This is a genomic window from Paenibacillus sp. YN15, assembly GCF_003285005.1.
Taxonomy (GTDB): Bacteria; Bacillota; Bacilli; order Paenibacillales; family NBRC-103111; genus Paenibacillus_AR.
On the sequence record NZ_QMFA01000002.1, the window covers coordinates 192,711 to 215,970 of the forward strand.

The window sequence follows — 23,260 nt, forward strand, 5'->3', positions numbered from 1 at the left end:
TGAACATGCTTAGAAAAATGATCTGCTTGCTGCTGCTGTCAGCCGTTATGCTCACCGCCTTTGCCGGCTGCTCCGATTCCGGTTCCGCCGATAGCGGCAGCCGGGAAGTGACGCTGACTGAAGGCTGGGACTTCTCCAGCGGCTTCTATCCGGTGCTGACCCCGGAGCGCAGCACGACCTATGGCTTTTACCTGTATGCGGCCAATTTTTATGAAACGCTGGTCAACTACCGGGACGGCAAATTCGTTCCCGGTCTTGCGGAGTCCTGGGATATCTCGGAGGACGGCCTTGTCTATACCTTTCATCTGAAGAAGAATATCAAATTCTCCGACGGCGCCGAATTTAACACCCAGGCGGTGAAGAAAAACCTGGAGGCTATCCCCGTCAACCTGGGCAGCTACAACGGAAGCTACGGCACTGTATCCGCCATTATCAATAAGGTTGTGGAGGTGGATTCCTCCACTGTAGAGGTGCATCTGAAGACCCCCTATTACGGAGCCCTCAAGGACTTTACCATGCTGAACCCGATGGCCATGGTATCTCCCAATGCCTTTAACCCGGATGGCACGGTCAAGGATACTCTGATGACCGCCACATTGGGCACAGGCCCATATATGTACAATGGCGCGACAGACGGAACCACCTACACCTTCGTGGGAAATCCCAACTATGCGGGGGAGAAGCCCCAGGTGGAGAGCTTCCATGTGAAGGTGATTCCCGATGCCGACGCCCGGCTGCTGGCTCTGCGCAGCGGCGAAATTGATCTGATCCTGGGCGCCTCCAAAATCTCTTACGATGCTTTTAATGAAATGAAGGCGGCCAAGGGATATTCGGCAATTGTCTCCAAGACGGCCACCACCACCCGGCTACTGGGCCTCAATGTGAACAAGGCTCCCTTCAATGACCGGAATGTCAGGCTGGCGGCCAACTATGCGGTGGACAAGAATGCTCTTGTCAGCGGCTTATTCTCCGGCATCGAGTCCAAGGCGGACAGCCTGTTTGACCCGGAGCTGCCCTATTCCAAGGTGGATCTGAAGCCCTATGAATTCAGCAAGGAAAAAGCCAAAGCGCTCCTTCAGGAGAGCGGCTGGGTAGACTCCGACGGCGACGGCATCCGGGAAAAGAACGGAGTGCGGCTGTCGGGGGAAATTATTTATATGACCGGAGCATCCATGAGAGATGATCTGGCTCTGGCGCTGTCGGCCCAATTCAAGGATGTGGGCATGGAGATCAAGGTGAAGGGTATGGAGATGATGGCCTACTATGCGGAAACCATGAAGGATGATTTCACTGTTTCCCTGAATGAAACCTACGGGGTTTCCTATGATCCGTACACCTTTATCAACAATATGAATTCCAAGCTGAAGAAGGATATGGTGGCTGCCAAGGCTCTGGCGCTGACAGACAATGGAGATGCCCGGATTGAAGCGCTGAACAGCGCTGCGGATGAGAAGAAGATTCAGGAAGCCTATGATTTCATTCTCCGGGAAATCCATGACAACGCCGTGTTTGTGCCGATTTCCTACATGAAGGAGCTGGCGCTTTTCAATAACGGAAAAATTGCCTCCTATACCTTTAACGGACAGCCGTCCAATGTGGATGTTGCCGGAATCAAGCTTAACTAAACTGTAGGAGGACGGGTTGAGATGAAAGCCAATTCGGAATTGTCCGCCTTGCTGGAGATTGCCGGCGGGAAGAAGGGATTGCTGATTGCGGCAGGGATTTTCTCTGCCTTGGCCAGTCTGCTGCAAGTCGCGCCTTTTGTGGCCGTGTACAAAATTGTGGAGGAGCTGTTCCGCCATGCCGGGGATTATGCGGGTGTGGATAAGGGGCTGGTTACATTCTGGGGCATCGCCGCTCTGGGAACGCTGATTCTGTCGCTTGTGATGCTGTATGTCGGCGGCATGTGCTCCCACATTGCCGCATTCCGCATTCTGTATGAGCTTAGGATGAAGCTGGCGGAGCATGTGGCGAAGATCCCCATGGGCTACCATACCAAAACGGCAACCGGCGAGCTGAAGAAGATTATCGAGACCAGCGTGGAAAAAATCGAGAAATTCATTGCCCACCAGCTTCCCGATATGGTGAGCGCCGTGGTGATTCCGCTGGTATTGCTGGGGTATCTGTTCTATCTGGACTGGCGGCTGGCCCTGGCGACTCTGGTTCCGGTAGTGCTGGGCTTCTGGCTTCAGGCCCGGGTGTATGCCAGCGAGGACGGGCGCAAGGCTTACCGGGAATTTCAGTACGCGGTGGAGGAGATGAATGCCACCGGGGTGGAATATGTCAGGGGAATGCCTGCCGTAAAAATCTTCGGCATAACCGCAGAGTCCTTCCTGACCTTCAAGAAGGCGGTGACCCGCTACCGGGATATTTCGCTGGGCATCACCAACCTGTGCAAAACCTCCTACAGCCTGTTTTTTGTCATCATCAGCTCTCTGTTTGTATTTATTGTTCCCGTTGGCCTGCTGGCCATCAGGGGGGGATCGCAGGGGCAGGCCTTCGCCATTACCTTTATTCTCTTTCTGCTGGTGGTGCCCAGCCTGTCTGCGCCCCTGCTGAAGCTGATGTACTTGGGCGGGGGATTACGGGAAATTGTGGAGGGCAACAAGCGGATTCAGGCCGTACTGGCCGAACCGGCGACAACGGAGCCTCCGGCTCCCCGCGTTCCCGCTTTCTACGACATTGAGTTCAGGGATGTGTCCTTTGCCTACGAGAAGCGGGAGAGCAAGGACTTCAAGCCGGTGCTGGAGCATGTGGGGTTTACGGCTCCCGCCGGTCAGATGACGGCGCTGGTGGGGCCCTCAGGCGGCGGGAAATCCACCATTGCCAATTTGCTTCTGCGGTTCTGGGATGTGCAGGAGGGCAGCATTACCATTGGAGGCATACCCATCCAGGAAATTGGGACAGAAGCGCTGATGGAAATGGTCTCCTTTGTTTTCCAGGATGTACATCTGTTCTACGATACCATCGAAGAGAACATCCGCATGGGCAACACGGCGGCCTCCAAGGCAGAGGTCATCGCCGCCGCCAAGACCGCCTGCTGCCATGAATTTATTGAGAGGCTGGAGCAGGGTTATGCCACGAAAATCGGCGAAGGCGGTACCTCCTTGTCGGGAGGGGAAGCCCAGCGCATTGCCATTGCCCGGGCGGTGCTGAAGAACGCCCCGATTCTTGTGCTGGATGAAGCCACAGCCTATGCCGACGCGGATAATGAACGGAAGATCCAGCAAGGGCTGGCGGAGCTGGTCAAGGGAAAGACGGTGCTGATTATCGCCCACCGCCTCTCCACCATTCAGGCGGCGGAGCAGATTCTTGTAGTCAAGCAGGGCCGTATTGCGGAGCGGGGAACCCATGAGCAATTGCGTCTTGCCAAGGGTATCTACGAGCAGATGTGGCAGGCCCATATGAGCGCCGCCTCCTGGCGGCTGGGAGACCGGAAGCGCCCGGCGCAGGCGGCTTCGGCGGAAGGAGGAAACCGTGGATGAACCGATACTTTTACAATATTTCCGGGGGAGATATCCGCAGTCTGTGGTCCTCGGGCTTGGCCGCCATTCTGGACGGCATTGCCAAGGTGCTGCCCGCGGCGCTGTTGGTGGATATTTTCAACACCCTTTACCTATCCTTTGCCGAACCGGAGCGGGGGCTTCAGCTTGGCCGCATGTGGGGAGTCAGCCTTGTCCTGGTGCTGTGGCTTGGGGTGGAATACGCCGCATACGCCTCCTTGTATGACAAAACGTACAAGGTCGCATACAGCCTGGCCGCCTCCGGGCGGCTGAAGCTGGCGGAGCATATCCGCCGGTTGTCCCTGGGCTTTTTCGGCAAGCGGGACCCGGGGGACATCACCAATCTGCTCCTCAGCGACTACGGGCAGGTGGAGCAGACCATCTCCCATAATGTGCCCCAATTGATCAGCGGGGTTGTGCTGCCGGTGCTGGCCTTCTGCGGGCTGGCTGTTCTCGACTGGCGGATGGCGCTGGCGATGTTCGCCGCCATTCCCCTTGGAGCGGCGCTGCTGTGGCTGACGGATTCCATTCAGGCCAATCTGAGTGAAAAGCATGTGCAGGCAAAAAATGAGGCCGCCAGCCGGCTGCAGGAGTATCTCTCGGGAATCCGCGAGATTAAAGCCCACAACGTAGGCGGGGCCAGATTCCTGCGGCTCCGGGCATCCTTCGACCGCCTGATGCGGGAATCCATCCGCCTGGAAGGGATTATGGGCCCGTTGATTATGGGAGCGATGCTTTTGGCCCGCTCCGGCATGACGCTGATGATTTTTACGGGAAGCTATCTCCTGGCTGGGGGCAATCTCACCCTTCCCGTATTTCTCCTGTTCCTTCTGGTGGGCACCAAGGTATTCGATCCCCTGACGGTTGTGCTGACGAACTACGGGGAGATGCGCTACTCCGCCTTCAGCGCCCAGCGGATTATGGACGTGCAGCAGGAGGAGCCGCTGCAAGGCGCCAAGCCCGTAATGCCCCGGCAGAGCATTGTCTTCGACGGTGTGACCTTCGGCTACGATGCCGGCAAGCCGGTGCTTAAAGGTCTGTCCTTTACCGTGGCGCCCAACACGATTGCCGCATTGGTGGGGCCCTCAGGCAGCGGAAAAAGCACGGTAACCCGCCTGATTGCCCGTTTTTGGGATATCCAGGAGGGTTCGATTCTGATCGGGGGCCAGCGGATTGGGGAGGCCGATCCCGAGCTGCTGATGAAGGACATCTCCATGGTATTCCAGGATGTCTATCTGTTCCAGGATACCATCGCCAACAATATCCGCATCGGAAAAATGGACGCCACCCAGGAGGAAATCGAAGCGGCGGCGAAAAAGGCGTGCTGCCACGAGTTTATCAGCCAGCTTCCGCAAGGCTACGACACTCCGGTGGGAGAGGGCGGGTCCACCCTGTCGGGAGGAGAGAAGCAGCGCATCTCCATTGCCCGGGCTTTGCTCAAGGACGCCTCCATTGTGCTGCTGGATGAAGCCACCGCCTCACTGGACCCGGAGAATGAGTCTGCTGTCCAGCAGGCCATCAACGCCCTGGTCGCGGATAAAACCGTGATTCTCATTGCCCACCGGCTGAAGACCATTCAGAATGCGGACAAGATTCTCGTATTGGATCAAGGGCAATTGGTGGAGCAGGGAACCCATGAGGAGCTGCTGGAAGAAGACGGGCTGTATGCCCATCTGTGGAGCCTGCAGCAGGATATGGAGGGCTGGCGGGTGAAATAAGCCGCGGTATGGCGGAAGCAATCGGCGGCTGAAGCAATGGAAATCGAATCGGGAAGGGAGAGAAGGAACCATGAAGGAGCAAGCGGGAGCTGGCGTGAAGCAGGTGCCGATTATTGTGCTGTCGGGTTTTTTGGGCAGCGGTAAAACGACGTTATTGCTTCGTATTCTTGAAGATATGAAGCAGCGGGGGCTTACACCGGCGGTGCTGATGAATGAGATCGGGGAGGTAAGCCTGGACGGTGTCCAAATGCCCGGGGATGTGCCCATGGCGGAAATTATGGACGGCTGCATCTGCTGCAGCGTCCGCGGCGAGCTTTCTGCGTCGGTGAAGCTGCTTGTGGAGCAATATGATCCGGATGGAATCATTGTGGAGGCCACCGGCCTCGCCCACCCGTCGGAAATCGTGGAGGCCCTCACCGACACCTCCCTTGTCCTGAATACGGAGCTGAGATCCGTTGTGACTGTAGTGGCGGCCGACTTCTTTGTTGCCATGACCGGAGGGGAGGAAGCGGGCGCCTCGCCGGAAACCCTGGCGCTTCTCCTGGATCAGGTGAATGCGTCGGACACATTGATCTTGAACAGAACGGATCTGCTTGAAGCCGGGGCGCTGCGGCAGGCGGAGGAGCAGCTTGCCCAATGGAACCGCAGGGCGCGCATCTTTACTGCCCAATATTCCCGGGTGGATGTGGGAGCCTTGCTGGGGTTTGACGAAGGGGACTCCGGGGCGGGGAACACAGGCTCAGGCACCCGGAGGCATACGGCGGAAGGGCGGGAGGAAAGCCAAAGTATCCCGTCCGCGGAGGAGGGGCCGCCTCCCGGCAAGCCTCTCCACGACCATGTTACGGTGTTTACCCGGCGGCTTCGCGGCCCTGTCAATGAAGCGAAATTCATGCGGTTTATAGCCGCCCTTTCGTCTCAGGTATACCGGGCCAAGGGCATCGTTACGTTTGAAGGCGAAAGCAAGCAGCAGCTGTTCCAATACGCGTTCCGGGAAATCTCCTTCGTCGACATTCAGAGCACAAGAAAGCTGGATGATGTGCTTGTCCTGATGGGAGAGGGCATATCCCGGACCAAAATGCAGGAAATGGTCAACCAGCTGGAGGGGCTGCTGCCTCCTGCCGTCCGGGCAGCCGCGCGCCCTGCCGGGGGAAAGCAGAAGGCCGCAAGGCGGCCTTCCTCCTTATCCGGCAATTGACCATGGAAAGAGAAGCAGGCCGGGTTCGTTAGCGGCAGGCGCGGTGGGCTGTTCAGGCGTTGTATAAAAGCGGGAATCAGGCTCCTTTTTGCCGGAAATGCGGCAGAGAGGAGCTTTTATTTTGCCTGCCTCCCCAAAAAATAAATTGAGAATGTTTTTCATTTCACTTGACAAAACAACCCCGGAGAAATTATGTTGTATAAAAGAATATAATTTGCCTTAAGGAAAAACTATTAACCAAAGGAAACAGGAGGATGGAACGATGAGAACCTGCTTTAACAGCTTGCGCAAATTTTGGGGAGTGGCGGCGGTGGCGGCTGCGATCACGGTAATGACGGCCTGCGGGGGCGCAGGGAGCAACGCGGACGGAGCGGCAGAGGACGGGAAGAAAATCCGGATTGTCACTACCATAGCGCAGATCGCCGAGCCTCTGTCGGTTATCGGCGGCGACAAGGTTAGTGTGCAAAGCCTGATGGGTCCAGGGGTCGATCCCCATCTGTACAATGCCACCCAAGGGGATATCGGCAAGCTGGAGAACAGCGATATGATCTTCTACAGCGGCCTGCATCTGGAGGCCAATATGGTCCGGGTGTTCGAGGAAATAGGCAAGAAGAAGCCGACGCTGGGAATCGGGGAGACCTTGCCCAAGGATCAGCTGCTCAAGGATGAGGAGGGCAATACCGACCCCCATATCTGGTTCGACATTGAGCTGTGGAAGCAGGGGCTTGCCGCTGCCACGGAGAAGCTGAAGGAGCACGCCGGTGAACATGCAGACTATTTCGAGGCCAACAAGATGAAATATTTTGCCGAGCTGGATGCGCTGAAGAAGGAGTCCGTCACGAAGCTGGGGGAGATTCCCAAGGACAAACGGGTGCTGATTACCGCCCACGATGCCTTCGGCTACTTCGGCCGGATGCTGGGGCTGGAGGTCATCGGCCTTCAGGGCTTGAGCACCGAGGATGAGGTAGGGCTGACGGATATTGAGGATACGGTGAAGCTGTTGACGAACTATAAGGTTCCGGCCGTATTCGTGGAAAGCAGCATCAACCCGGCATCTATCCAGGCGGTGATTGAAGGGGCCAAGAAAAAAGGACTGGATGTGAAGCAGGGTGGAGAGCTGTTTTCCGATGCTATGGGAGCGGCAGGAACCCCGGAGGGAACCTACATCGGCATGTACCGGCATAATGTGGATACCATTTACAAGGCTTTAAGCGGGAAGGGGGAGTAGCGGTGCTTCCGGTACTCAGTGTCAAGGGGTTAAGCGCGTCCTACCATCGCAACAAGGTGCTGGACACAGTGGATTTTGAGGTGCGTCCCGGCACGATGACCGGCATTGTGGGACCCAACGGAGCGGGGAAGTCCACGCTCTTGAAGGTGATGCTGAATCTCCACCCCCGGCTTGCGGGAGAGGTATCCTTTTTTGGTTCCGCGTACAGTCAGGTCAAATCGCGTATCGGCTACGTGCCCCAACGGGGATCGGTGGACTGGGATTTTCCCACGGATGCGCTGGATGTGGTGATGATGGGGCTGTACGGCCGGATTGGCTGGCTGAAATGGCCCAAGCGGCAGCACCGGGAAAAGGCTCTGGCGGCGCTGGAGGAGATGGGTATGGCGGATTACGCCGGACGCCAGATCAGCCAGCTGTCCGGAGGCCAGCAGCAGCGGGTGTTTCTGGCCAGGGCGCTGGCTCAGGAGGCGGAGCTGTATTTCCTGGATGAACCGCTGGCAGGTGTGGATGCGGCAACGGAGCGGGCCATTATGCAGACCTTGAAGACGTTGAAGGAAAAGGGGAAAACAGTGCTGGTGGTGCATCATGATCTGCAGACGGTGGAGGATTACTTCGACCACCTGCTTCTGTTGAACCGTTCGGTTGTGGCCCATGGCCCTACCGGAGAGGTTTTTACCAAGGAAAGGATCTCCGACACTTATGGAGGCATTCTGCGCTGGATGGGGGCGAGGTCGGGATGATGCAGCTTTCGCATAATGCGCAATGGGTGCTGCTCAGCACCCTGATTCTCGGCATTGCCGCAGGCATTATCGGCTGCTTCGCCTATTGGAAGCGGCAAAGCCTCATGAGCGACGCCTTGTCCCATGCGGCGCTGCCCGGTGTGGCGGTGGGGTTTTTGGCGGTTGGCGTCAAAAGCCTGCCTGCCATGATCGGCGGGGCTGCCGTCAGCGCGCTGCTGGGAGCGGCCCTTATCCACTGGATACGCACCAGCTCCAGGGTGAAGGAGGATGCGGCCATGGGCATTGTGTTATCCGTATTCTTCGGCTTGGGCATCATGCTGGTTACCTTCGCCAGCCGCTCGGCCAGCGGCAACCAAAGCGGGCTGGACAGCTTCATCTTCGGTCAAGCCGCTTCCATGGTGAAGCAGGATGTGTGGACCATGACGGCCTTGGCGCTGCTTGTCATTCTGGTGGCTGCCGCCGGGTTTAAGGAATGGAAGCTGTTTTTGTTCGACGGGGCCTTCGGCCAAGGGCTGGGGCTGTCCGGGCGGTGGATGAACAGCCTGTATATGGCGGTGCTGGTGCTGGTCATCGTCATTGGGATTCAATCCGTGGGCGTCATTCTCATGTCGGCGCTGCTGATTATTCCGCCGGTAAGCGCACGCTATTGGACTCATTCCTTCGGCCGGATGGTGGTGCTGGCGGGAGGGCTTGGCGGCGGGGCTGGGATGCTGGGCACCCTTATCAGCACCATGGGAAAGGGCTGGCCTACAGGACCGTTCATTGTGCTGGTGGCCTCCGGCCTGTTTATGGTCTCGCTGGTTTTTGGGTACCGCAAGGGGCTGCTGGTTTTGTATCTGGAGCAGCGGAGCCAGCGGAGACGGCTGGTCCGGGAGACGGCCGAGCCCCATGCGCTGAAGGAGGGGATGGGATCATGAGCTACAGCGGCTGGATTATTCTGACCGCTTCCCTTGTGGGGTTATCCTGCGGCTTTATCGGCGTGCTGCTGATCCTCCGCAGAATGGCGATGATGGCCGATGCCATCAGCCATACGGTATTGCTGGGCATTGTAACCGCGTTTCTGATCACCCGGGAGCTTAGCGGCATCCATATGCTTATCGGATCGGTGGTGGCGGGTCTTGTGACGGCGGTGCTGGTGCAGTGGTTTCATGGCAGAGGCGTGCAGCAGGAGGCCTCCATCGGGATTGTGTTTACCACCATGTTTGCTCTGGGGGTGGTGCTGATTGCCACCGGGGTGGGGAACGCCCATTTGGATGTAAAGCATGCGCTGATGGGGGAAATCACCTTCATCCCCTGGGAGACGGTGGAGCTTCCCGGGGTGGGTGCCCTGCCGGAGGCGGTGGTGATGCTTTCGGCGGTGCTGGCAGTGGTGGCGGCGGTAATCGTCCTCTTTTTTAAGGAATGGAAGCTGACCTCCTTCGATCCTGCCCTGGCAGCCAGTCTGGGATTGCCGGTGATGGCCATGCATTATGTGTTTATGTCGCTGGTGTCTGTCACGACGGTTGCTTCCTTCGACGCCGTAGGGGCCATCATGGTGGTGGCCATGCTGGTTACGCCGGCCTCTGCGGCCTATCTCTGGACCAACCGCTTGTCCGTGATGATGGTCCTGAGCGGCGCCTTTGGGGTGATCTCCGCCGTGGCCGGGTATTATCTGGCCGTCTGGCTGGACACCTCCATCTCCGGCTCCATGGCGTTTGCCACCGGGCTATTGTTCCTGGCCAGCTTCCTGCTCTCGCCCAGGCATGGGGTGATCTCCCGCTTGCTCCGGCCAAAGACGGATGCCGAATTTGTTTCTGCTTCCGGCGGCGGGCAATAGAAAAACATGCCGAACCGTTCCTCTTCGCAACTGAAGAGGGACGTTTTTTTGTGCCGCCAGGACATGGGGAGGGGATGGTAGAGTAAAAGGCCTCTCTCTGATCGCCATAAAGTGATTTCAGGGAAGGTAGCTGGTGGAGGAGTTTGACTGCCGCCGGATGATTATCGCAGCATCGCAGCATGATTATCGCTGCAAATGATAGCGTACAACAAATGAGCGCTATTGAGGAAACGACGCGGTTTTTTGCGGAATAGCGAACATGTTTTGTATGCTAAGCTCCTGATTCAGGACGTTTTAGGTGAAAAATGGAGCAATAACATACATTTTAGGTATGCTATTTAGAGAAAATTGGTCTGATTTCTGAAATAGCGAATATTTGTTGGCGCTTACACGATAAGGTTCTTTCTCTGGAAACTCCGTTCGTCCGGATTTCTCCTGCCCGTTCTTGGTTTCTTCTGTTTGTTCTTAATTTCTCCTGCTCACTCTTGATTTCTCTTGTTTGTTCTGGGTCCCTCCTTCTGCCGCTCTTGACTTCTCCTGTTTGTTCTTAATTTCTCCTGTTCGCTCCTGACTTCCCGCCCTCGTGCTCCCAAGCCAGCTTGTCCCTATTGACCAGCCCTATTCCCGGAAATCCGGGAGGTTTATTCAGCAAAGGATGCAATTTTATATTGACAAATTAAATAGTAATATTTACAGTTATAAGAGAATTATAATAGTAATAATTACGATAATACAAGAGAGAAACCGGAGGCAGGATTGTTTATGAAGAAAAAGCGGATTGCAGTTCTATCCATCAGCCTAGTGATTGGAGCCGCGCTGGCAGGATGTGCGGCACAAAGTGATGCAACACAAGGGGCATCGCCAAATACAGCAACGGATTCATCAGCGAAGGCATCCCCGTCCGCTGCCGTTCAATCGCCATCTCCCCAGGCGGCGGCCAAGCTTACGCTGGTGGATGACCTGAAGCGCACGGTGGTGCTGGAGAAAAAGCCCGAGCGGATTGTGGTGCTGTCGCCCGAGATGCTGGAGCTGATGTATGCCATCGGCGGAACAGCGGCGGGACGGGCAGAGGCTGATGGCATAACACCGCCCAAAGGAGCGGAGGGTGTTCCGGCCGTAGGACAGATGAGGCAGGTGAGTTTGGAGCAGGTGTTGGCCTTGAAGCCGGACCTGGTAATCGGACAGCCTGTGTTTCACAAGGATTTTGAACAAACGTTGACCGCCAGCGGCATTCCCGTTGCCTTCCTCAAGCTGGGCTCGCTGGAGGACGTTCATGCCAAAACCGAGCTGCTGGGGCAGATCATCGGCAAGGAAGCGGAAGCCAAGAAGGCGCTTGCTGAGCTGGACAGCCGGGTGGAGCAGGTGCTGAAGAAGCTTCCCGCCGAGAAGCCCACCTTTGTCAATTTGAATGTGACCCCCGGCGTTGTTTCCATTCAGCGGACGGACATGGCCGGGCTGGAGATTGCCCAAAAGATGAATCTGGTCAATGTGGCGGAGAGTCTGCCTACAGATAAGCCGGACGCCAGCACGCTGCCCTACAGTCTGGAGAAGCTGATCGAGAAAAACCCCGATTATATCTTCCTCATTATCCACGGCAGCAAGGAGGCGGGGGAGAAGAAAATCAAAACCGAAATGGAGAGCAACCCTGCCTGGTCCTCACTGAAGGCCGTCAAGGAGAAAAAGGTGATTGTCATGCCCTCCGACCTGTTCTTGACCAATCCGGGGCTGAAATACGATGAGTCCATGACGTATCTGGGGCAATACGTGTATCCCGCCAGCTTCGGAGAGCCGCAGGCTGCAGGCAAGGCGCAGTAATATGGGCATGGCATTGGAAAACAAACCGGATAAAACCGTGCGGTCAGCGGAAGCCGTTCCGCTGCGGGACAGACCGGCGTGGGGGCTGCTCGTGCTGGCCGTACTCGCCTGCTCCGTCATCGCCTCCGTCCTGTTCAGCATCTACAGTGGCGCCGTCAAGGTTCCGTTGGGGGACATCAGCCGGTACATCCTGGACGCCTCCTATGAAGGGCCCTTCCGGGCCATCGTGTGGAATATCCGGATTCCCCGGGCCATTGTTGGAGCGCTTGTGGGCGCCAGCCTTGCCGTTTCGGGAGCATTGCTGCAGGGAGTAATGCGCAATCCCTTGGCCGACCCGCAGATTATCGGGGTATCCAGCGGCGCGGGGCTGTTCAGCATTCTGATCCTGATCGTATTCCAGGAGCTTGAATATTTGCTTCCGCTGGCTGCATTTGCGGGAGCCACCCTGGCCGCTGTCCTGATTTACCTGTTGGCCTGGAAGGACGGGATTCATCCCGTCCGGATCGTGCTGGCCGGGGCGGCGGTGTCCGCTTTTTTGGGGGCGGGAATTTCGGGGCTGATGATTTTTTACAGTGACCGGGTTCACGGCGCGCTGATCTTTATGGTAGGGGGCTTGTCCGCCAAAAGCTGGCCCCACGTCCAGATTATTGCCCCTTATGCCGTAGCGGGCCTGCTTCTGGCCGGAATAGGGGCCGGGCGGATGAATCTGCTGATGCTGGGTGATGCGGCCGCCCGCAATCTGGGCGTCCGTGTGGAATGGGTCCGCCTGTCCATGACGGCAGTCGCCACCCTGCTTGCGGCAAGCTCTGTAAGTGTGGCGGGGCTGTTGGGCTTTGTGGGCTTGATCGTTCCCCACGCCACCAGGCTGGTGATCGGCAACGACTACCGCTTGCTGCTGCCTGCCTCGGCCTTGTTGGGGGCTGCCGTGGTCACCTTCTGCGATACGCTGGCCAGACTGCTCTGGGCGCCTATGGAGCTGCCGGTGGGCATCATTATGGGAGCTGTCGGGGCGCCGTTTTTTCTGTATTTATTAAGGAGGCAAACCATGTGAGCATGCTGGAAACTGCGGATTTGCGGCTTGTATACGGCAACGGCCGGGCAATCGTCAACGGAATGTCCCTGTACCTGCCCAAGGGCAAGGTGTACAGCATTATCGGGCCCAACGGCTGCGGCAAAAGCACCCTGCTGCGGGCCCTCTCCCGGCAGCTGAAGCCCGACCGGGGGCAGGTGCTGCTGGAGGGGAAAAATCTGTTCCGGACTCCGCCCAAGGAGGCGGCCCGGAAGCTGTCTTTTCTGGCCCAGGGCCAGGAGAAGGTGGAGATGAAGGTGAAGGATCTGGTGGGGTACGGACGGACGCCCTACCGCTCCTTGGGCCAACCCCGCCCTACCCGGGAGGACCAGACTATTGTAGCCTGGGCGATGGAGGCGACCTCGGTTGCGGCCATGGCGGAACGGGATGTGGCCACCTTAAGCGGAGGCGAGCGGCAGCGGGTCTGGATTGCCATGGCCTTGGCCCAGCGGCCGGAAATGCTGCTGCTGGATGAGCCCACTACATATCTGGACATCTGCCACCAGATGGAGGTGCTGGAGCTGCTTCAGCATCTGAACCGGGAGTACGGCATGACCATTCTGATGGTGCTGCACGATATGAACCAGGCCTGCCAGTTTTCCGACGAAATCATTGTGATGAAGGCGGGAGCGATCCATGCCCAGGGAGAGCCGCGGCAGGTGATGACGCCGGAGCTCCTGCAGGAGGTTTTTCAGGTCAGGGCGCTGGTTAACGAGGATGGAGATTCAGGAAAACCGTTTTGCCGGATTCAGGGCAAAATTACCGGATGAGGAGAGAAGGACATTCATGACAAACAAACAAGCGAGCTATCCGTTTAGTGCCATTGTCGGCCAAGAGCGGATGAAAACGGCGCTGATCCTAAATCTGATCAATCCCAGGCTGGGCGGCGTGCTGATCCAAGGAGAGAAGGGAACGGCCAAGTCCACGGCGGTCCGGGCGGCGGCCCAACTTTTGCCCGGTGTGGATGTGGTTAATCTTCCTGTCAGCGCCACCGAGGACCGGGTGGTGGGAACCTTGGACATCCAGCATGCCCTGGCCGCGGGGGAAAAGCGGTTTGAGCCGGGGCTGCTGGCCCAGGCGGACGGAAACATTCTCTATGTGGATGAGATCAATCTGTTGGATGACCACATCGTGGATGTGCTGCTGGATGCGGCGGCTTCAGGTGTGAACACGGTGGAGCGGGAAGGCATCTCCCATTCCCATCCGTCGCGCTTTATCCTGGTGGGGACGATGAATCCGGAGGAGGGGGACCTGCGGCCCCAGCTGCTGGACCGGTTTGGCCTGTTTGTGGAGGTGGCCGGCGAGACGGAGGTCAACCAGCGCATGGAGGTGATCCGGCGGCGGCTGGCTTTTGAGGCTGACCCGGCGGCGTTTATGGAGTGCTACCGCGAGGAGCAGGCGGAGCTGACGGCGCAGATTGAGGCCTCCCGGCGGCGCTTGGCCGCCATGGACTATTCCGATGCTATTCTGGCCCAGGCGGCGCAGATTTCCATCGCCATGAAGGTGGATGGGCACCGCTCGGATATTACCCTGGTGAAAACGGCTGCCGCCCTGGCGGCATACCAAGGCGCAGCCTCAATCGAAGCCTCTCACCTGAGCGAGGCTGCCGCCATGGTGCTGCCCCACCGGATGAAGCGCACCCCGTTTGCTGCCGCGGATCACCGGATGGAAGCCATCAGCGAGACCCTGGGCAGGCTGAAGCTGGCATGACCGGAAATATGGGCAATTTCTATCCATTTGCGGCAGTGGTGGGGCAGGAGGAAGCCAAGCTGGCTCTGATGCTTCATGCCGTGCACCAAGGCTTGGGCGGGGTGCTGCTGTCGGGAGGCAGCGGGACGGCCAAATCGGTGCTGCTCCGGGGAATCGCCCGGCTGGCGGACGAAACGGGTCCGGTGGAGATTCCCCTGGGGGTTACGGAGGACCGGCTGTTGGGCAGCCTCGACCTGCGGGCAATGCTCCATTCCGGCAAAAGGCGGCTTCAACCCGGCCTGCTGGCCGAAGCCAATGGGCGGACGCTTCTGGCGGACCATTATAATTTGCTTCCCGCCGGATTTGCCCATTCCATTGCGGAGGGGGCCAAATCCGGCTGGCTGCGTCTGGAGCGGGAGGGATTTTCGGCTTGCGTTCCGGCGAAGTTCCGTTTGTTTGCCGCTGTTCAGCCAGAGGAGGGAGAGCTGTCCGCCGGACTTCTCGATATCTTCGGGCTTTATGTAAATATGCGCCATGTGGAGGATATAGCGGAACGCAAGGAAATTATCCGGCGGCAGCTGGACTTTGAGCAGGACCCGGCCGCATTCGTGCAGCAGTATGCGGAAGCCTCCGCCGCCTTGCGTCTGCGCATCGCCGAAGCCCGGCAGAGGCTGCCCCGGGTGGCGCCCCGGGAGGAGGCCATCCGCCTGGCCACCGAGCTGGCGGCGGAGGCCCGCTGCCAGGGCCAGCGGCGGGAGCTGTTCGCTGTGGAGGCAGCCAGGGCGTTGGCCGCCTGGGAAGGGCGGTTGTTGTGTACGGAAGCGGACGTCCTCCGGGTGTCGGAATGGGCTGTGAAGCCGTGGGGGAGAGCCGCCGGGCAGCCGCAGCCAACGCGGCAGGAAGCCCCGCCGGACCGGGCGGGGGAGGCGACACCTGCTCCGCCCCCAGAGGAGTCGGACCAGGGCCGCTCTGCCGGAGGGGCCGGTGAACCGGCGGAAGCCCCGGGAGCCGCGGGGGCGGGCTCCGGTGAGCCGGCCGCGGGGGAGGCTTCCCCGGCTGACGCCGACAGGAACAGGCAAGCCCCGCAGAAGGTGGAGGCGGCGGGCCAGCCCTATGCCATCCGCCCCATGTCCTTCGAGCCGGGGGACCGGCAGCTGCGCAGCGGGGCGGGCCGCCGCAATCTGACCCGCTCGGGCACCCGGCAGGGGCGGTATGTGGGCTTCCGCCTGCCCGTAGCGGCGCAGGCGGCGGATATTGCGCTGGACGCCACGCTCCGGGCGGCGGCGCCGTTTCAGGCTGTGCGCCGCCGCAGGCCCGGCGCAGGTGTGGCCATTCTGCCGGAGGACCTCCGGCAGAAGGTCAGGGAGCGCCGCACCGGCACAGCCATCCTGCTGGCGGTGGACGCCAGCGGCTCCATGGCCGCCAGGAAGCGGATGGCGGCGGTCAAGGGCGCGGTGCTGTCCCTTTTGCAGGATGCTTACCAGAAGCGGGACCGCATCGGTCTTTTGGCGTTCCGCGCAGGGGCGGCGGAGGAAATTCTGCCTTTGACCCGGAGCGTGGAGCTGGCCATGAAGCTGCTTCAGGAAATGCCCACCGGCGGAAAAACGCCATTGGCCATGGCCATCCGGCAGGGGTGGGAGATTCTGGAGCGGGTCAGGCGCAAGGACAAGGAGCTGATTCCGGCGCTGGTCCTGGTGACCGACGGCAGGGCCAATCAGGCCTTGGACGGCAGCGCAGGCGGCAATCCGGCCGAGCTGCTGAAGGAATGCTTGCGAATGGCGGCGGCGTTCCGGGAGAGTGGACTGCATGCGCTGGTGATCGATACGGAGCAGGGCTTTGTCCGGCTGAAGCAGGCCGCCCAATTGGCGGAGGCCATGGGGGCGGGATATTGCCGCCTGGAGGAGCTGGACGGGGCCGGAATGGCCGCAGCCATCCGGCAGATGGTGAAAGGAGATTGATGATGAAGCTGATTGTGTTTACCGCATCGTATGATGTGCTGCGGAATTTATCCGCTGTTTATACCTCCCTTGACCCGGAGCAAAAGCGGGAGCTGAAGCTTTCTCTTTACCATACCGAGGAGATTTACGAACCATCAGCCTTGGAGCAGATGAAGGCAGCGGTCCGGGAAGCGGATTTTGTGATTCTCGATCCCCACGGGATGCCGGATGCGCTGGCCAAACATCTGCTGGACCATTGTCCCGCAAGCGGGGCGCAGCAGGTTACAGTAGGCGGCGACAGCGGAAGATTGGGCAGACTTCTACGGCTGGGCAGCCTGACAGGACGTGATTTGGAGGCACAGGCAGCGAACATGGCACAGCAGCAGTCACCTGCTCAGGCCACCGCCACATCCCGTCTTTCTCCCGCCCAGCAAAAGGATTATGAGCTGCTGCTGAAGCTGCGGGCCTACTGGCAGTCCGGCGGTCTGGAGAATATGCGCAATCTGCTTTTGCAGGTGGTTCACCTGTGCGGAGAAGGGGAGCGCGCGGGCTGGCCGCTTCCCGAGGAGCCGTTGGCTCTTCACGGGCTCTCCCTGTTTGATCCCGCCACCCGCAAATGCCACCAAACGCTGCAGGACCGCTGGAACGAGACACTTCATAACCCCGATGCTCCTACAGTAGCCGTTTTGTTCATGGGCAGCACCTACCCGGTTGATCTCCATCCTGTAGTGGCCGGAATCATGGAACGGATTCAGGGGTTCGCCAATGTGCTGCCGATTGCCTTCGGCTCCATCACCGGGGTGGATGCGGCCCAACTGCGGGAGCTGCTGCTGTTTGGAGCCCCAGCGGGAAAAGCCGTCGGCATGGTGGTCAATTTTATCCCATTCCGTCTTGGCTCAGGCCCGGTAGGCGGGGATTCGGCGGCTATTCTGACAATGCTTGAGGAGCTGAAGGCTCCCCTCCTGCACCCGGTGTTCCTGTCCAAGCGCCTGCGCACGGAATGGGAAGAGTCGACCGAGGGGCTGTCGCCGGGAGAATTTCTGGTGCAGATGATGCTGCCGGAGCTGGACGGAGCCATTGAGCTGTTCCCCATTGCGGCCATGGATGAGGAGGTTTTCCACGAGGAGCTGAACATCAAGTGGCGGAACCTGTCCCTGATCGAAGAGCGGGCGGACCGGCTGGCAGCCAAAATCCGGCGTTGGCTGGTTTTGCAAACGAAGTCCCGGCAGGAAAAGCGGCTCTCCATTATTTGCTACAATTATCCGCCTGGAGAAGCCCATCTTTTCGGAGGTTCTTTTATTGATACCTTCGAATCGGTTTCCCGGCTGCTCTCCAAGCTGAAGGAAGAAGGATACACGGTCAAGGAGATGTCGGCGGCAGAGCTGCGGGAGGCTTTTTTGCAGGGGGGATTGGTGAATTCTGCCCAATGGAGCGACGGCGGCCGCTCCGCCGCTATGCTGCGCTATCCCCATGCCCGGTGTGAGGCGTATTTCCGCTCGTCGCCGTACCGGACGGAAATGGCGGTGCAATGGGGGGAGGCGCCGGGGGAAATCATGACCGACGAAACCGGCTATCTGATTCCGGGGCTGGTGAACGGCAATGTGTTCATCGGGCTGCAGCCGGCCAGAGGAATCCATGAGCAGGCCGAAAAGGCCTACCATGACCGGACGGTGCTCCCGCCTTATCAATATCAGGCCTTCTACCATTATATCAAGGAGGAGTTCCGGGCGGACGCCATCCTTCACGTAGGGACTCACGGCACTCTGGAATTTATGGCGGGCAAGGAAGCAGGCATGTCCGGCGATTGCCTGCCGGATGAGCTGACCGGGGAGCTGCCCCATCTGTATTATTATTATGTGGGCAATCCCGCCGAGGCCATGGTGGCCAAGCGCCGCAGCCATGCGGTCTTGATGAGCTACCAGTCGCCCCCTTTTGTGGAAAGCGAGCTTTACGGCGAATACACCTTGCTGGATGCTCTCTTAAACGATTACCGCCAGGCGGAAAAGCTGAATCCCGCCCAATGCCCGGATATCTGGACGCGGATCAGCCGGAAGGCTGCGGAGCTTCACCTGGAGGCCGGGGATGCGGAGGATATCGAGGATGAAATTTACCGGATGCGGCGTTCGCTGATTCCCACAGGTCTGCATGTCCTGGGGGAAGGTTATGACCAGGAGGAGGCCGCCTCCTATATGAAATTCGTCCTGCGCCATGACCGCCACGGGGTCCGCTCCCTGCAAGGACTGGTAGCCGATGGAGAGGGATTGGACTATGAACGGCTGTCGGCCGATAACAACACGGCGGAATTGCAGCGTTTGGACGCCCAAGTGTCCCGGTTGGTCAATCAATATGCCGAGACAGGCGAGATTCCGCCGTTTGCTTCCGCCGCCGACGCTGCTCTGCAAGAGGTCTGGATCAAAACCTGGCAGTTCGGCCAGGAGGCTTTCCGCCTGGCTTCCTCCAACCAGGAGCTGGGGCAGCTCATCCGGCTTTTGGACGGGGAATATTCGCCTGCCCGGCTGGCCGGCGACGCCATCCGGCATCCGGATATTTTACCGACGGGATACAATCTTTACCAATTCGATTGCCGGTCGGTTCCCAGCGACACTGCCGCAGGGCGGGGGGCGGCCATTGCCGACAATCTGGTGGAGTTATACCGGGAGCGCCACGGGAAAACGCCGGATACCATAGCGCTGGTGATGTGGGGCTTGGAAACCTCCCGCACCCAAGGGGAAACCTTCGGCCAGATTCTGCGGCTGATGGGGGTCCGAATTGCCGGAAGAAGCCGGTTCAACCAGCCGGTTTACGAGATGATTCCCCTGTGGGAGCTGGGCCGGCCCCGGATCAATGTGGTGGCGAATATCTGCGGGTTCTTCCGGGATATGTTCCCGAATTTGCTGGAGGTGCTGAATGACTTGTTCCGTCAGGTGTCCGGGCTTGATGAGACGGGAGAGGAGAACCGGTTTAAGGAGCATACCATGACGCAGTACCGCAAGCTGCTGGCAGACGGGTATGAAGAGGCGGAGGCCTGGGATCTGGCCTGCGCCCGTATCTTCGGGCCTGCCGCGGCGGAGTATGGCACCAATCTGACCAAGCTGGTGGAAACCAAGGCCTGGACGCAGGAATCCGAGCTGGGCGAATCGTATCTGAACAGCCTCAAGTATGTGTACAGCGGAGCCAGCAGGGGACGCGAGGCAGGAGAGCTGTTCGCCTCCCGGCTCGGCTCGGTAGAGCTGGTCGCCCAGGTCCGCAGCGATCACGAGCATGAGGTGACCGACCTGGACCATTTTTATGAATTTTTCGGCGGCTTGGCCAAATCGGTCAGTATGCTGAAAGGAACCGACGCGGATATCTACATTTCGGATACCACCGGGGAGCGCCCGCGCACGGAAGACGCTGCGGCTTCCATCGGCAGAGGTCTCCGCACCCGGCTTTTGAATCCCAAGTGGATCAACGGCCTCCTGGAGCATCCGTACCACGGCGCGCAGAAGATCGCCGAACGCTTCGGAAACATGGTGGGTCTGGCGGCCACTACCGGTCAGGTGGATTCCTGGATGTTTTCCGAGCTTCACCAGGCGTATGTGGCGGATGAGGAAAGAAGCAGGCAAATGGAGGAAAATAACCGCTTTGCGTACCATCAGGTGCTGGAAAGCTTGCTGGAAAGCCATCAGCGCCGGTATTGGGACGCATCGGAGAAGGAACTGGAGCAGCTGCGCAGCCGCTATATGGAGCTGGAAGGGGAGCTGGAGGGCGCGAATGAAGCAGGGTAATGGACAACAGCATATCCAGTTGTGCTCGGAGAAAGAGACAGGACCGGTTTTTCCGGCCTGTCTCTTCTTTTTTACCACATCAGAATGTTTAAGTTCTTTACAGCGCTAAAGCGCGTAAGGTAAACATTCTGATTGGCGATAAAAACTTCCGCTAAACGCGGTCGCTCATCCTCGAAATACTCCGATAAGAGTTTTTCTCATCAAAACTCACCGCGGTTCCCCGGGCTCCGGCTTGGCTGCCTCCCGGGAATGCCGGTTGGTGCGGGCATAATGGGCGGGACTCAGCCCCACCGCTTTGCGGAAGCACTTGGAAAAGTAGTTCACATCCGTAAAGCCCGATTCCAACGCCGCCTCCGTCACCGATGTGCCGGAATTCTGGAGCAGGCTTATGGCCAGGGAGAGGCGGTACCGGATCAGATATTGGTGAAGGGAGGTGCCTGTATGCTTCACCAGCAGCCGGTTCAGATAGACGGGATGGAAGCTGAAATGCCGGGCAATATCCCGATTGGACAGAGGTTCCCTGTAATGCTCGCGGATATAGCTCAGAATCAGGTCCGCCTTGTGGCTTGCTCCCTCCGGATCATCGAAGGTGGAGGTGATATGTCTGGCCATATCCCCCAGCAGCTGGAGAAAGCAGCCCGTGATCCTGGTCATAAAAAACCGCTTCCGGACGGTGTATTCTCTCACAATCTCCAGAAGCAGCGGTTCAACGGCCTGCATATTCCGTAGAAACACAGTATCATTTAACTCCGGCATATCGGAGAAATGAAGGCATTCTGTAATCCTGTCCGGCTGGAATATTCCGATATCCTCCGGCGGGATAGGATACCCGATATGGCTGAAGCTTTTGGTGAAGTCAAAGTTCACACTGAGAATGCGCAGCTCCCCGCCTTCATCGGCGGCAATCCCGTATACTGCACCAGGCTTCCATAAGAAGAAGCAGCCTTGAACGGCTTCATAGGAAATGCCTTGTATAATCATTTTTCCGCTTCCCCCGCAGATATACATCATCCGGTAATCATAAGCTGCCCGGGGGGCAAGCATTGAGCCGGGCGGCTGGATGTGGACATGGGGATAACGGATGAACGGATCAATCTGTTCAAAGGAAAATGCGGCAGCGGACATGGGACTCCCCTCCAACCGGGTCTTCGTCCAACTTTTTGTTGACCTTAATGTGAAGTTTATTTTCTCCCTATTGAGGTTTGCTTTCTATCTATATTGTAGCTTTCGTATTGCACTATAATCAAGATGCAAATGGATAAGGGCAGGTTTATTTTGGTTATTTGCACATAGGGAGGAAAGCGGCATGCTGCACAGATTGAAGGAGAGAACGGCCAATATCGGCTTTTTTGCCGTCGGGCATGATACCTATTGGGGCCAGTTCGAGGGGCTTCTGGACAGCCTGATGGGCTATCACCGGGTGCTTAAAGAAATTCTGGAGGGCAACGGGGTCCGGATTGTGGATTACGGCATGGTGGACAGCAGCGAGAAGGGCTACGAGGTATTGGAGCGGATGAAGGGCGACAGATTGGATCTTGTGTTTTGCAACATGGTTACCTATGCCACCTCCTCCACCTTCGCTCCCATGATCCGGGGACTGGATGCTCCCATGGTGCTGGTTGCTCTGCAGCCGCTCCGGGGGATGGATTACTCCAGAGCCAGCACGTATATGCAACTGGAAAATGACAACATCTGCTCTGTGCCGGAATTCACCAGTGTTGCGGTCCGTCTGGGCAAACGGGTGGCCGATGTGATCATCGGAACCCTCTATGAGGATGAAGAGGCTGTTGCCGGGCTTCGGGAGTGGTGCGGCATTGCCAAGGTGCTGCACGACCTGAAGGGCGCGCGGATGGGACTGATGGGCCATGTGCTGGAGGCCATGTACGATATGCATGCCGATCCCACAGCCATCTCGGCGGCCTTCGGTGTCCACGTGCCCCTGCTGGAACCGGATGACGCCATCCGCCTGTACCATACTGTAACGGAGCAGGAAATTGCCGATAAGAAGAAGCTGATTCTGGCCGAATTCGATACGCCCGAGCCGGTCAGCGACCCGGTGACCACCAAGCTGACGGAGGCCGACCTGCATCAGGCCGCCCATTCCGCCGTCACGCTGGATAAGCTGATCGAGACCTACAGGCTCACGGGACTGGCCTACTACTATGAAGGGCTGGAGGATTCCCTGCACCGGAAGCTGACCGGCTCCTTTATTGCAGGCAACTCCATGCTCAATGCCCAAGGCTTCCCCATGTGCGGCGAATACGACATCAAGACCTGTCTGGCCATGCTGATGATGGACCGCCTGGGCATCGGCGGCAGCTTCGCGGAGTTTCATCCCTTTGACTTCCGGGAGGATTTCATTCTGGTGGGGCATGACGGCCCCCATCATCTTGCCATTGCCGAGGGCAAGCCGGTCCTGCGCAGCTTGTGCAAGTACCATGGAAAGCCGGGCAGCGGCGCCTCTGTGGAATTTAAAATCAAGGAAGGTCCCATCACCATGCTGGGCATCACGCAAAAAGCCGACGGCCGCTTCAAATTTGTCATCGGAGAGGGCATTTCCAGGAAAGGACCGATTCCCCCTACCGGCAACACCAATACCCGGGGCTTCTTCGAGCCCAATACCAAGGCTTTTGTAAAGGCTTGGGTGATGGAGGGGCCGACGCATCATTTTGCCCTGGGAGTAGGCCATCATGCCGGAACGCTGGAAAAGCTGGCTGGGGCATTGGGGATCGACAGCGTTATTGTAAAAGCGTAAATCAACAACCAAAGGGAGCTGCGCCCAT

16 protein-coding genes are annotated in these 23,260 nt (G+C 58.5%); 15 read left to right on the top strand and 1 reads right to left on the bottom strand.

Going from position 1 to position 23,260, the window contains the following annotated elements:
* The first annotated feature begins 5 nt into the window (after positions 1-5).
* From nikA to DQG13_RS02885, 14 genes are all read left to right on the top strand, one after another.
* A complete protein-coding gene (gene nikA, locus DQG13_RS02820) occupies positions 6-1,625 on the top strand; it encodes a nickel ABC transporter substrate-binding protein (RefSeq protein WP_181592536.1) in 1,620 nt (539 codons plus the stop codon).
* Positions 1,626-1,646: 21 nt separating this feature from the next.
* The gene (locus tag DQG13_RS02825) at positions 1,647-3,485 is read left to right on the top strand and encodes an ABC transporter ATP-binding protein (protein ID WP_113018045.1); all 1,839 of its coding nucleotides are present in this window, start codon (positions 1,647-1,649) and stop codon (positions 3,483-3,485) included.
* Complete coding sequence (locus tag DQG13_RS02830) at positions 3,482-5,221, top strand: ABC transporter ATP-binding protein (protein WP_113018047.1); 1,740 nt, start codon at positions 3,482-3,484, stop codon at positions 5,219-5,221. Before DQG13_RS02825 ends, DQG13_RS02830 begins: the two co-directional genes overlap by 4 nt.
* Positions 5,222-5,291: 70 nt before the next feature.
* The gene (locus DQG13_RS02835; protein WP_113018049.1) at positions 5,292-6,416 is read left to right on the top strand and encodes a CobW family GTP-binding protein; all 1,125 of its coding nucleotides are present in this window, start codon (positions 5,292-5,294) and stop codon (positions 6,414-6,416) included.
* A gap of 262 nt (positions 6,417-6,678) precedes the next feature.
* Complete coding sequence (locus DQG13_RS02840) at positions 6,679-7,644, top strand: metal ABC transporter solute-binding protein, Zn/Mn family (protein WP_113018051.1); 966 nt, start codon at positions 6,679-6,681, stop codon at positions 7,642-7,644.
* A 2-nt stretch (positions 7,645-7,646) separates the two neighbouring features.
* Positions 7,647-8,384, top strand: a complete 738-nt coding sequence (locus tag DQG13_RS02845) for a metal ABC transporter ATP-binding protein (protein ID WP_113018053.1) — start codon at positions 7,647-7,649, stop codon at positions 8,382-8,384.
* Complete coding sequence (locus tag DQG13_RS02850; protein ID WP_113018055.1) at positions 8,381-9,301, top strand: metal ABC transporter permease; 921 nt, start codon at positions 8,381-8,383, stop codon at positions 9,299-9,301. The genes DQG13_RS02845 and DQG13_RS02850 overlap by 4 nt, the downstream gene beginning before the upstream one ends.
* Positions 9,298-10,200 (top strand): metal ABC transporter permease, encoded by a 903-nt coding sequence (locus DQG13_RS02855; RefSeq protein WP_113018057.1) that lies wholly within the window; start codon positions 9,298-9,300, stop codon positions 10,198-10,200. The genes DQG13_RS02850 and DQG13_RS02855 overlap by 4 nt, the downstream gene beginning before the upstream one ends.
* A 762-nt stretch (positions 10,201-10,962) precedes the next feature.
* Positions 10,963-12,015 carry an ABC transporter substrate-binding protein gene (locus tag DQG13_RS02860; RefSeq protein WP_113018059.1) on the top strand — a complete coding sequence of 351 codons (1,053 nt, stop codon included), beginning with the start codon at positions 10,963-10,965 and terminating at the stop codon, positions 12,013-12,015.
* Between the two features lies 1 nt (position 12,016).
* Positions 12,017-13,066 (top strand): FecCD family ABC transporter permease, encoded by a 1,050-nt coding sequence (locus DQG13_RS02865; RefSeq protein WP_258525421.1) that lies wholly within the window; start codon positions 12,017-12,019, stop codon positions 13,064-13,066.
* The gene (locus tag DQG13_RS02870) at positions 13,063-13,854 is read left to right on the top strand and encodes an ABC transporter ATP-binding protein (RefSeq protein WP_397333920.1); all 792 of its coding nucleotides are present in this window, start codon (positions 13,063-13,065) and stop codon (positions 13,852-13,854) included. The genes DQG13_RS02865 and DQG13_RS02870 overlap by 4 nt, the downstream gene beginning before the upstream one ends.
* A 16-nt stretch (positions 13,855-13,870) precedes the next feature.
* A complete protein-coding gene (locus tag DQG13_RS02875; RefSeq protein ID WP_113018061.1) occupies positions 13,871-14,794 on the top strand; it encodes a magnesium chelatase ATPase subunit I in 924 nt (307 codons plus the stop codon).
* Entirely contained in the window at positions 14,791-16,731 is a 1,941-nt protein-coding gene (locus tag DQG13_RS02880; protein WP_113018063.1) for a VWA domain-containing protein, read from the top strand. Before DQG13_RS02875 ends, DQG13_RS02880 begins: the two co-directional genes overlap by 4 nt.
* Positions 16,731-20,477, top strand: coding sequence for a cobaltochelatase subunit CobN (locus DQG13_RS02885; protein WP_181592537.1), 3,747 nt, complete (start codon positions 16,731-16,733; stop codon positions 20,475-20,477). The genes DQG13_RS02880 and DQG13_RS02885 overlap by 1 nt, the downstream gene beginning before the upstream one ends.
* A gap of 207 nt (positions 20,478-20,684) precedes the next feature.
* Here DQG13_RS02885 and DQG13_RS02890 read toward each other — a convergent pair whose 3' ends face one another.
* Complete coding sequence (locus DQG13_RS02890) at positions 20,685-21,602, bottom strand: helix-turn-helix transcriptional regulator (protein WP_113018068.1); 918 nt, start codon at positions 21,600-21,602, stop codon at positions 20,685-20,687.
* A 181-nt stretch (positions 21,603-21,783) separates the two neighbouring features.
* On the opposite strand from DQG13_RS02890, the gene DQG13_RS02895 reads away from it, so the two are divergent.
* Positions 21,784-23,232, top strand: a complete 1,449-nt coding sequence (locus tag DQG13_RS02895) for an L-fucose/L-arabinose isomerase family protein (RefSeq protein ID WP_113018070.1) — start codon at positions 21,784-21,786, stop codon at positions 23,230-23,232.
* The last annotated feature ends 28 nt before the right edge of the window (positions 23,233-23,260 follow it).

Coding starts and splice junctions, on each gene's coding strand:
- nikA (WP_181592536.1), top strand. CDS start 6: ATGCTTAGAAAAATGATCTGCTTGCTGCTGCTGTCAGCCGTTATGCTC.
- DQG13_RS02825 (WP_113018045.1), top strand. CDS start 1,647: ATGAAAGCCAATTCGGAATTGTCCGCCTTGCTGGAGATTGCCGGCGGG.
- DQG13_RS02830 (WP_113018047.1), top strand. CDS start 3,482: ATGAACCGATACTTTTACAATATTTCCGGGGGAGATATCCGCAGTCTG.
- DQG13_RS02835 (WP_113018049.1), top strand. CDS start 5,292: ATGAAGGAGCAAGCGGGAGCTGGCGTGAAGCAGGTGCCGATTATTGTG.
- DQG13_RS02840 (WP_113018051.1), top strand. CDS start 6,679: ATGAGAACCTGCTTTAACAGCTTGCGCAAATTTTGGGGAGTGGCGGCG.
- DQG13_RS02850 (WP_113018055.1), top strand. CDS start 8,381: ATGATGCAGCTTTCGCATAATGCGCAATGGGTGCTGCTCAGCACCCTG.
- DQG13_RS02855 (WP_113018057.1), top strand. CDS start 9,298: ATGAGCTACAGCGGCTGGATTATTCTGACCGCTTCCCTTGTGGGGTTA.
- DQG13_RS02860 (WP_113018059.1), top strand. CDS start 10,963: ATGAAGAAAAAGCGGATTGCAGTTCTATCCATCAGCCTAGTGATTGGA.
- DQG13_RS02865 (WP_258525421.1), top strand. CDS start 12,017: ATGGGCATGGCATTGGAAAACAAACCGGATAAAACCGTGCGGTCAGCG.
- DQG13_RS02875 (WP_113018061.1), top strand. CDS start 13,871: ATGACAAACAAACAAGCGAGCTATCCGTTTAGTGCCATTGTCGGCCAA.
- DQG13_RS02880 (WP_113018063.1), top strand. CDS start 14,791: ATGACCGGAAATATGGGCAATTTCTATCCATTTGCGGCAGTGGTGGGG.
- DQG13_RS02885 (WP_181592537.1), top strand. CDS start 16,731: ATGATGAAGCTGATTGTGTTTACCGCATCGTATGATGTGCTGCGGAAT.
- DQG13_RS02890 (WP_113018068.1), bottom strand. CDS start 21,602: ATGTCCGCTGCCGCATTTTCCTTTGAACAGATTGATCCGTTCATCCGT.
- DQG13_RS02895 (WP_113018070.1), top strand. CDS start 21,784: ATGCTGCACAGATTGAAGGAGAGAACGGCCAATATCGGCTTTTTTGCC.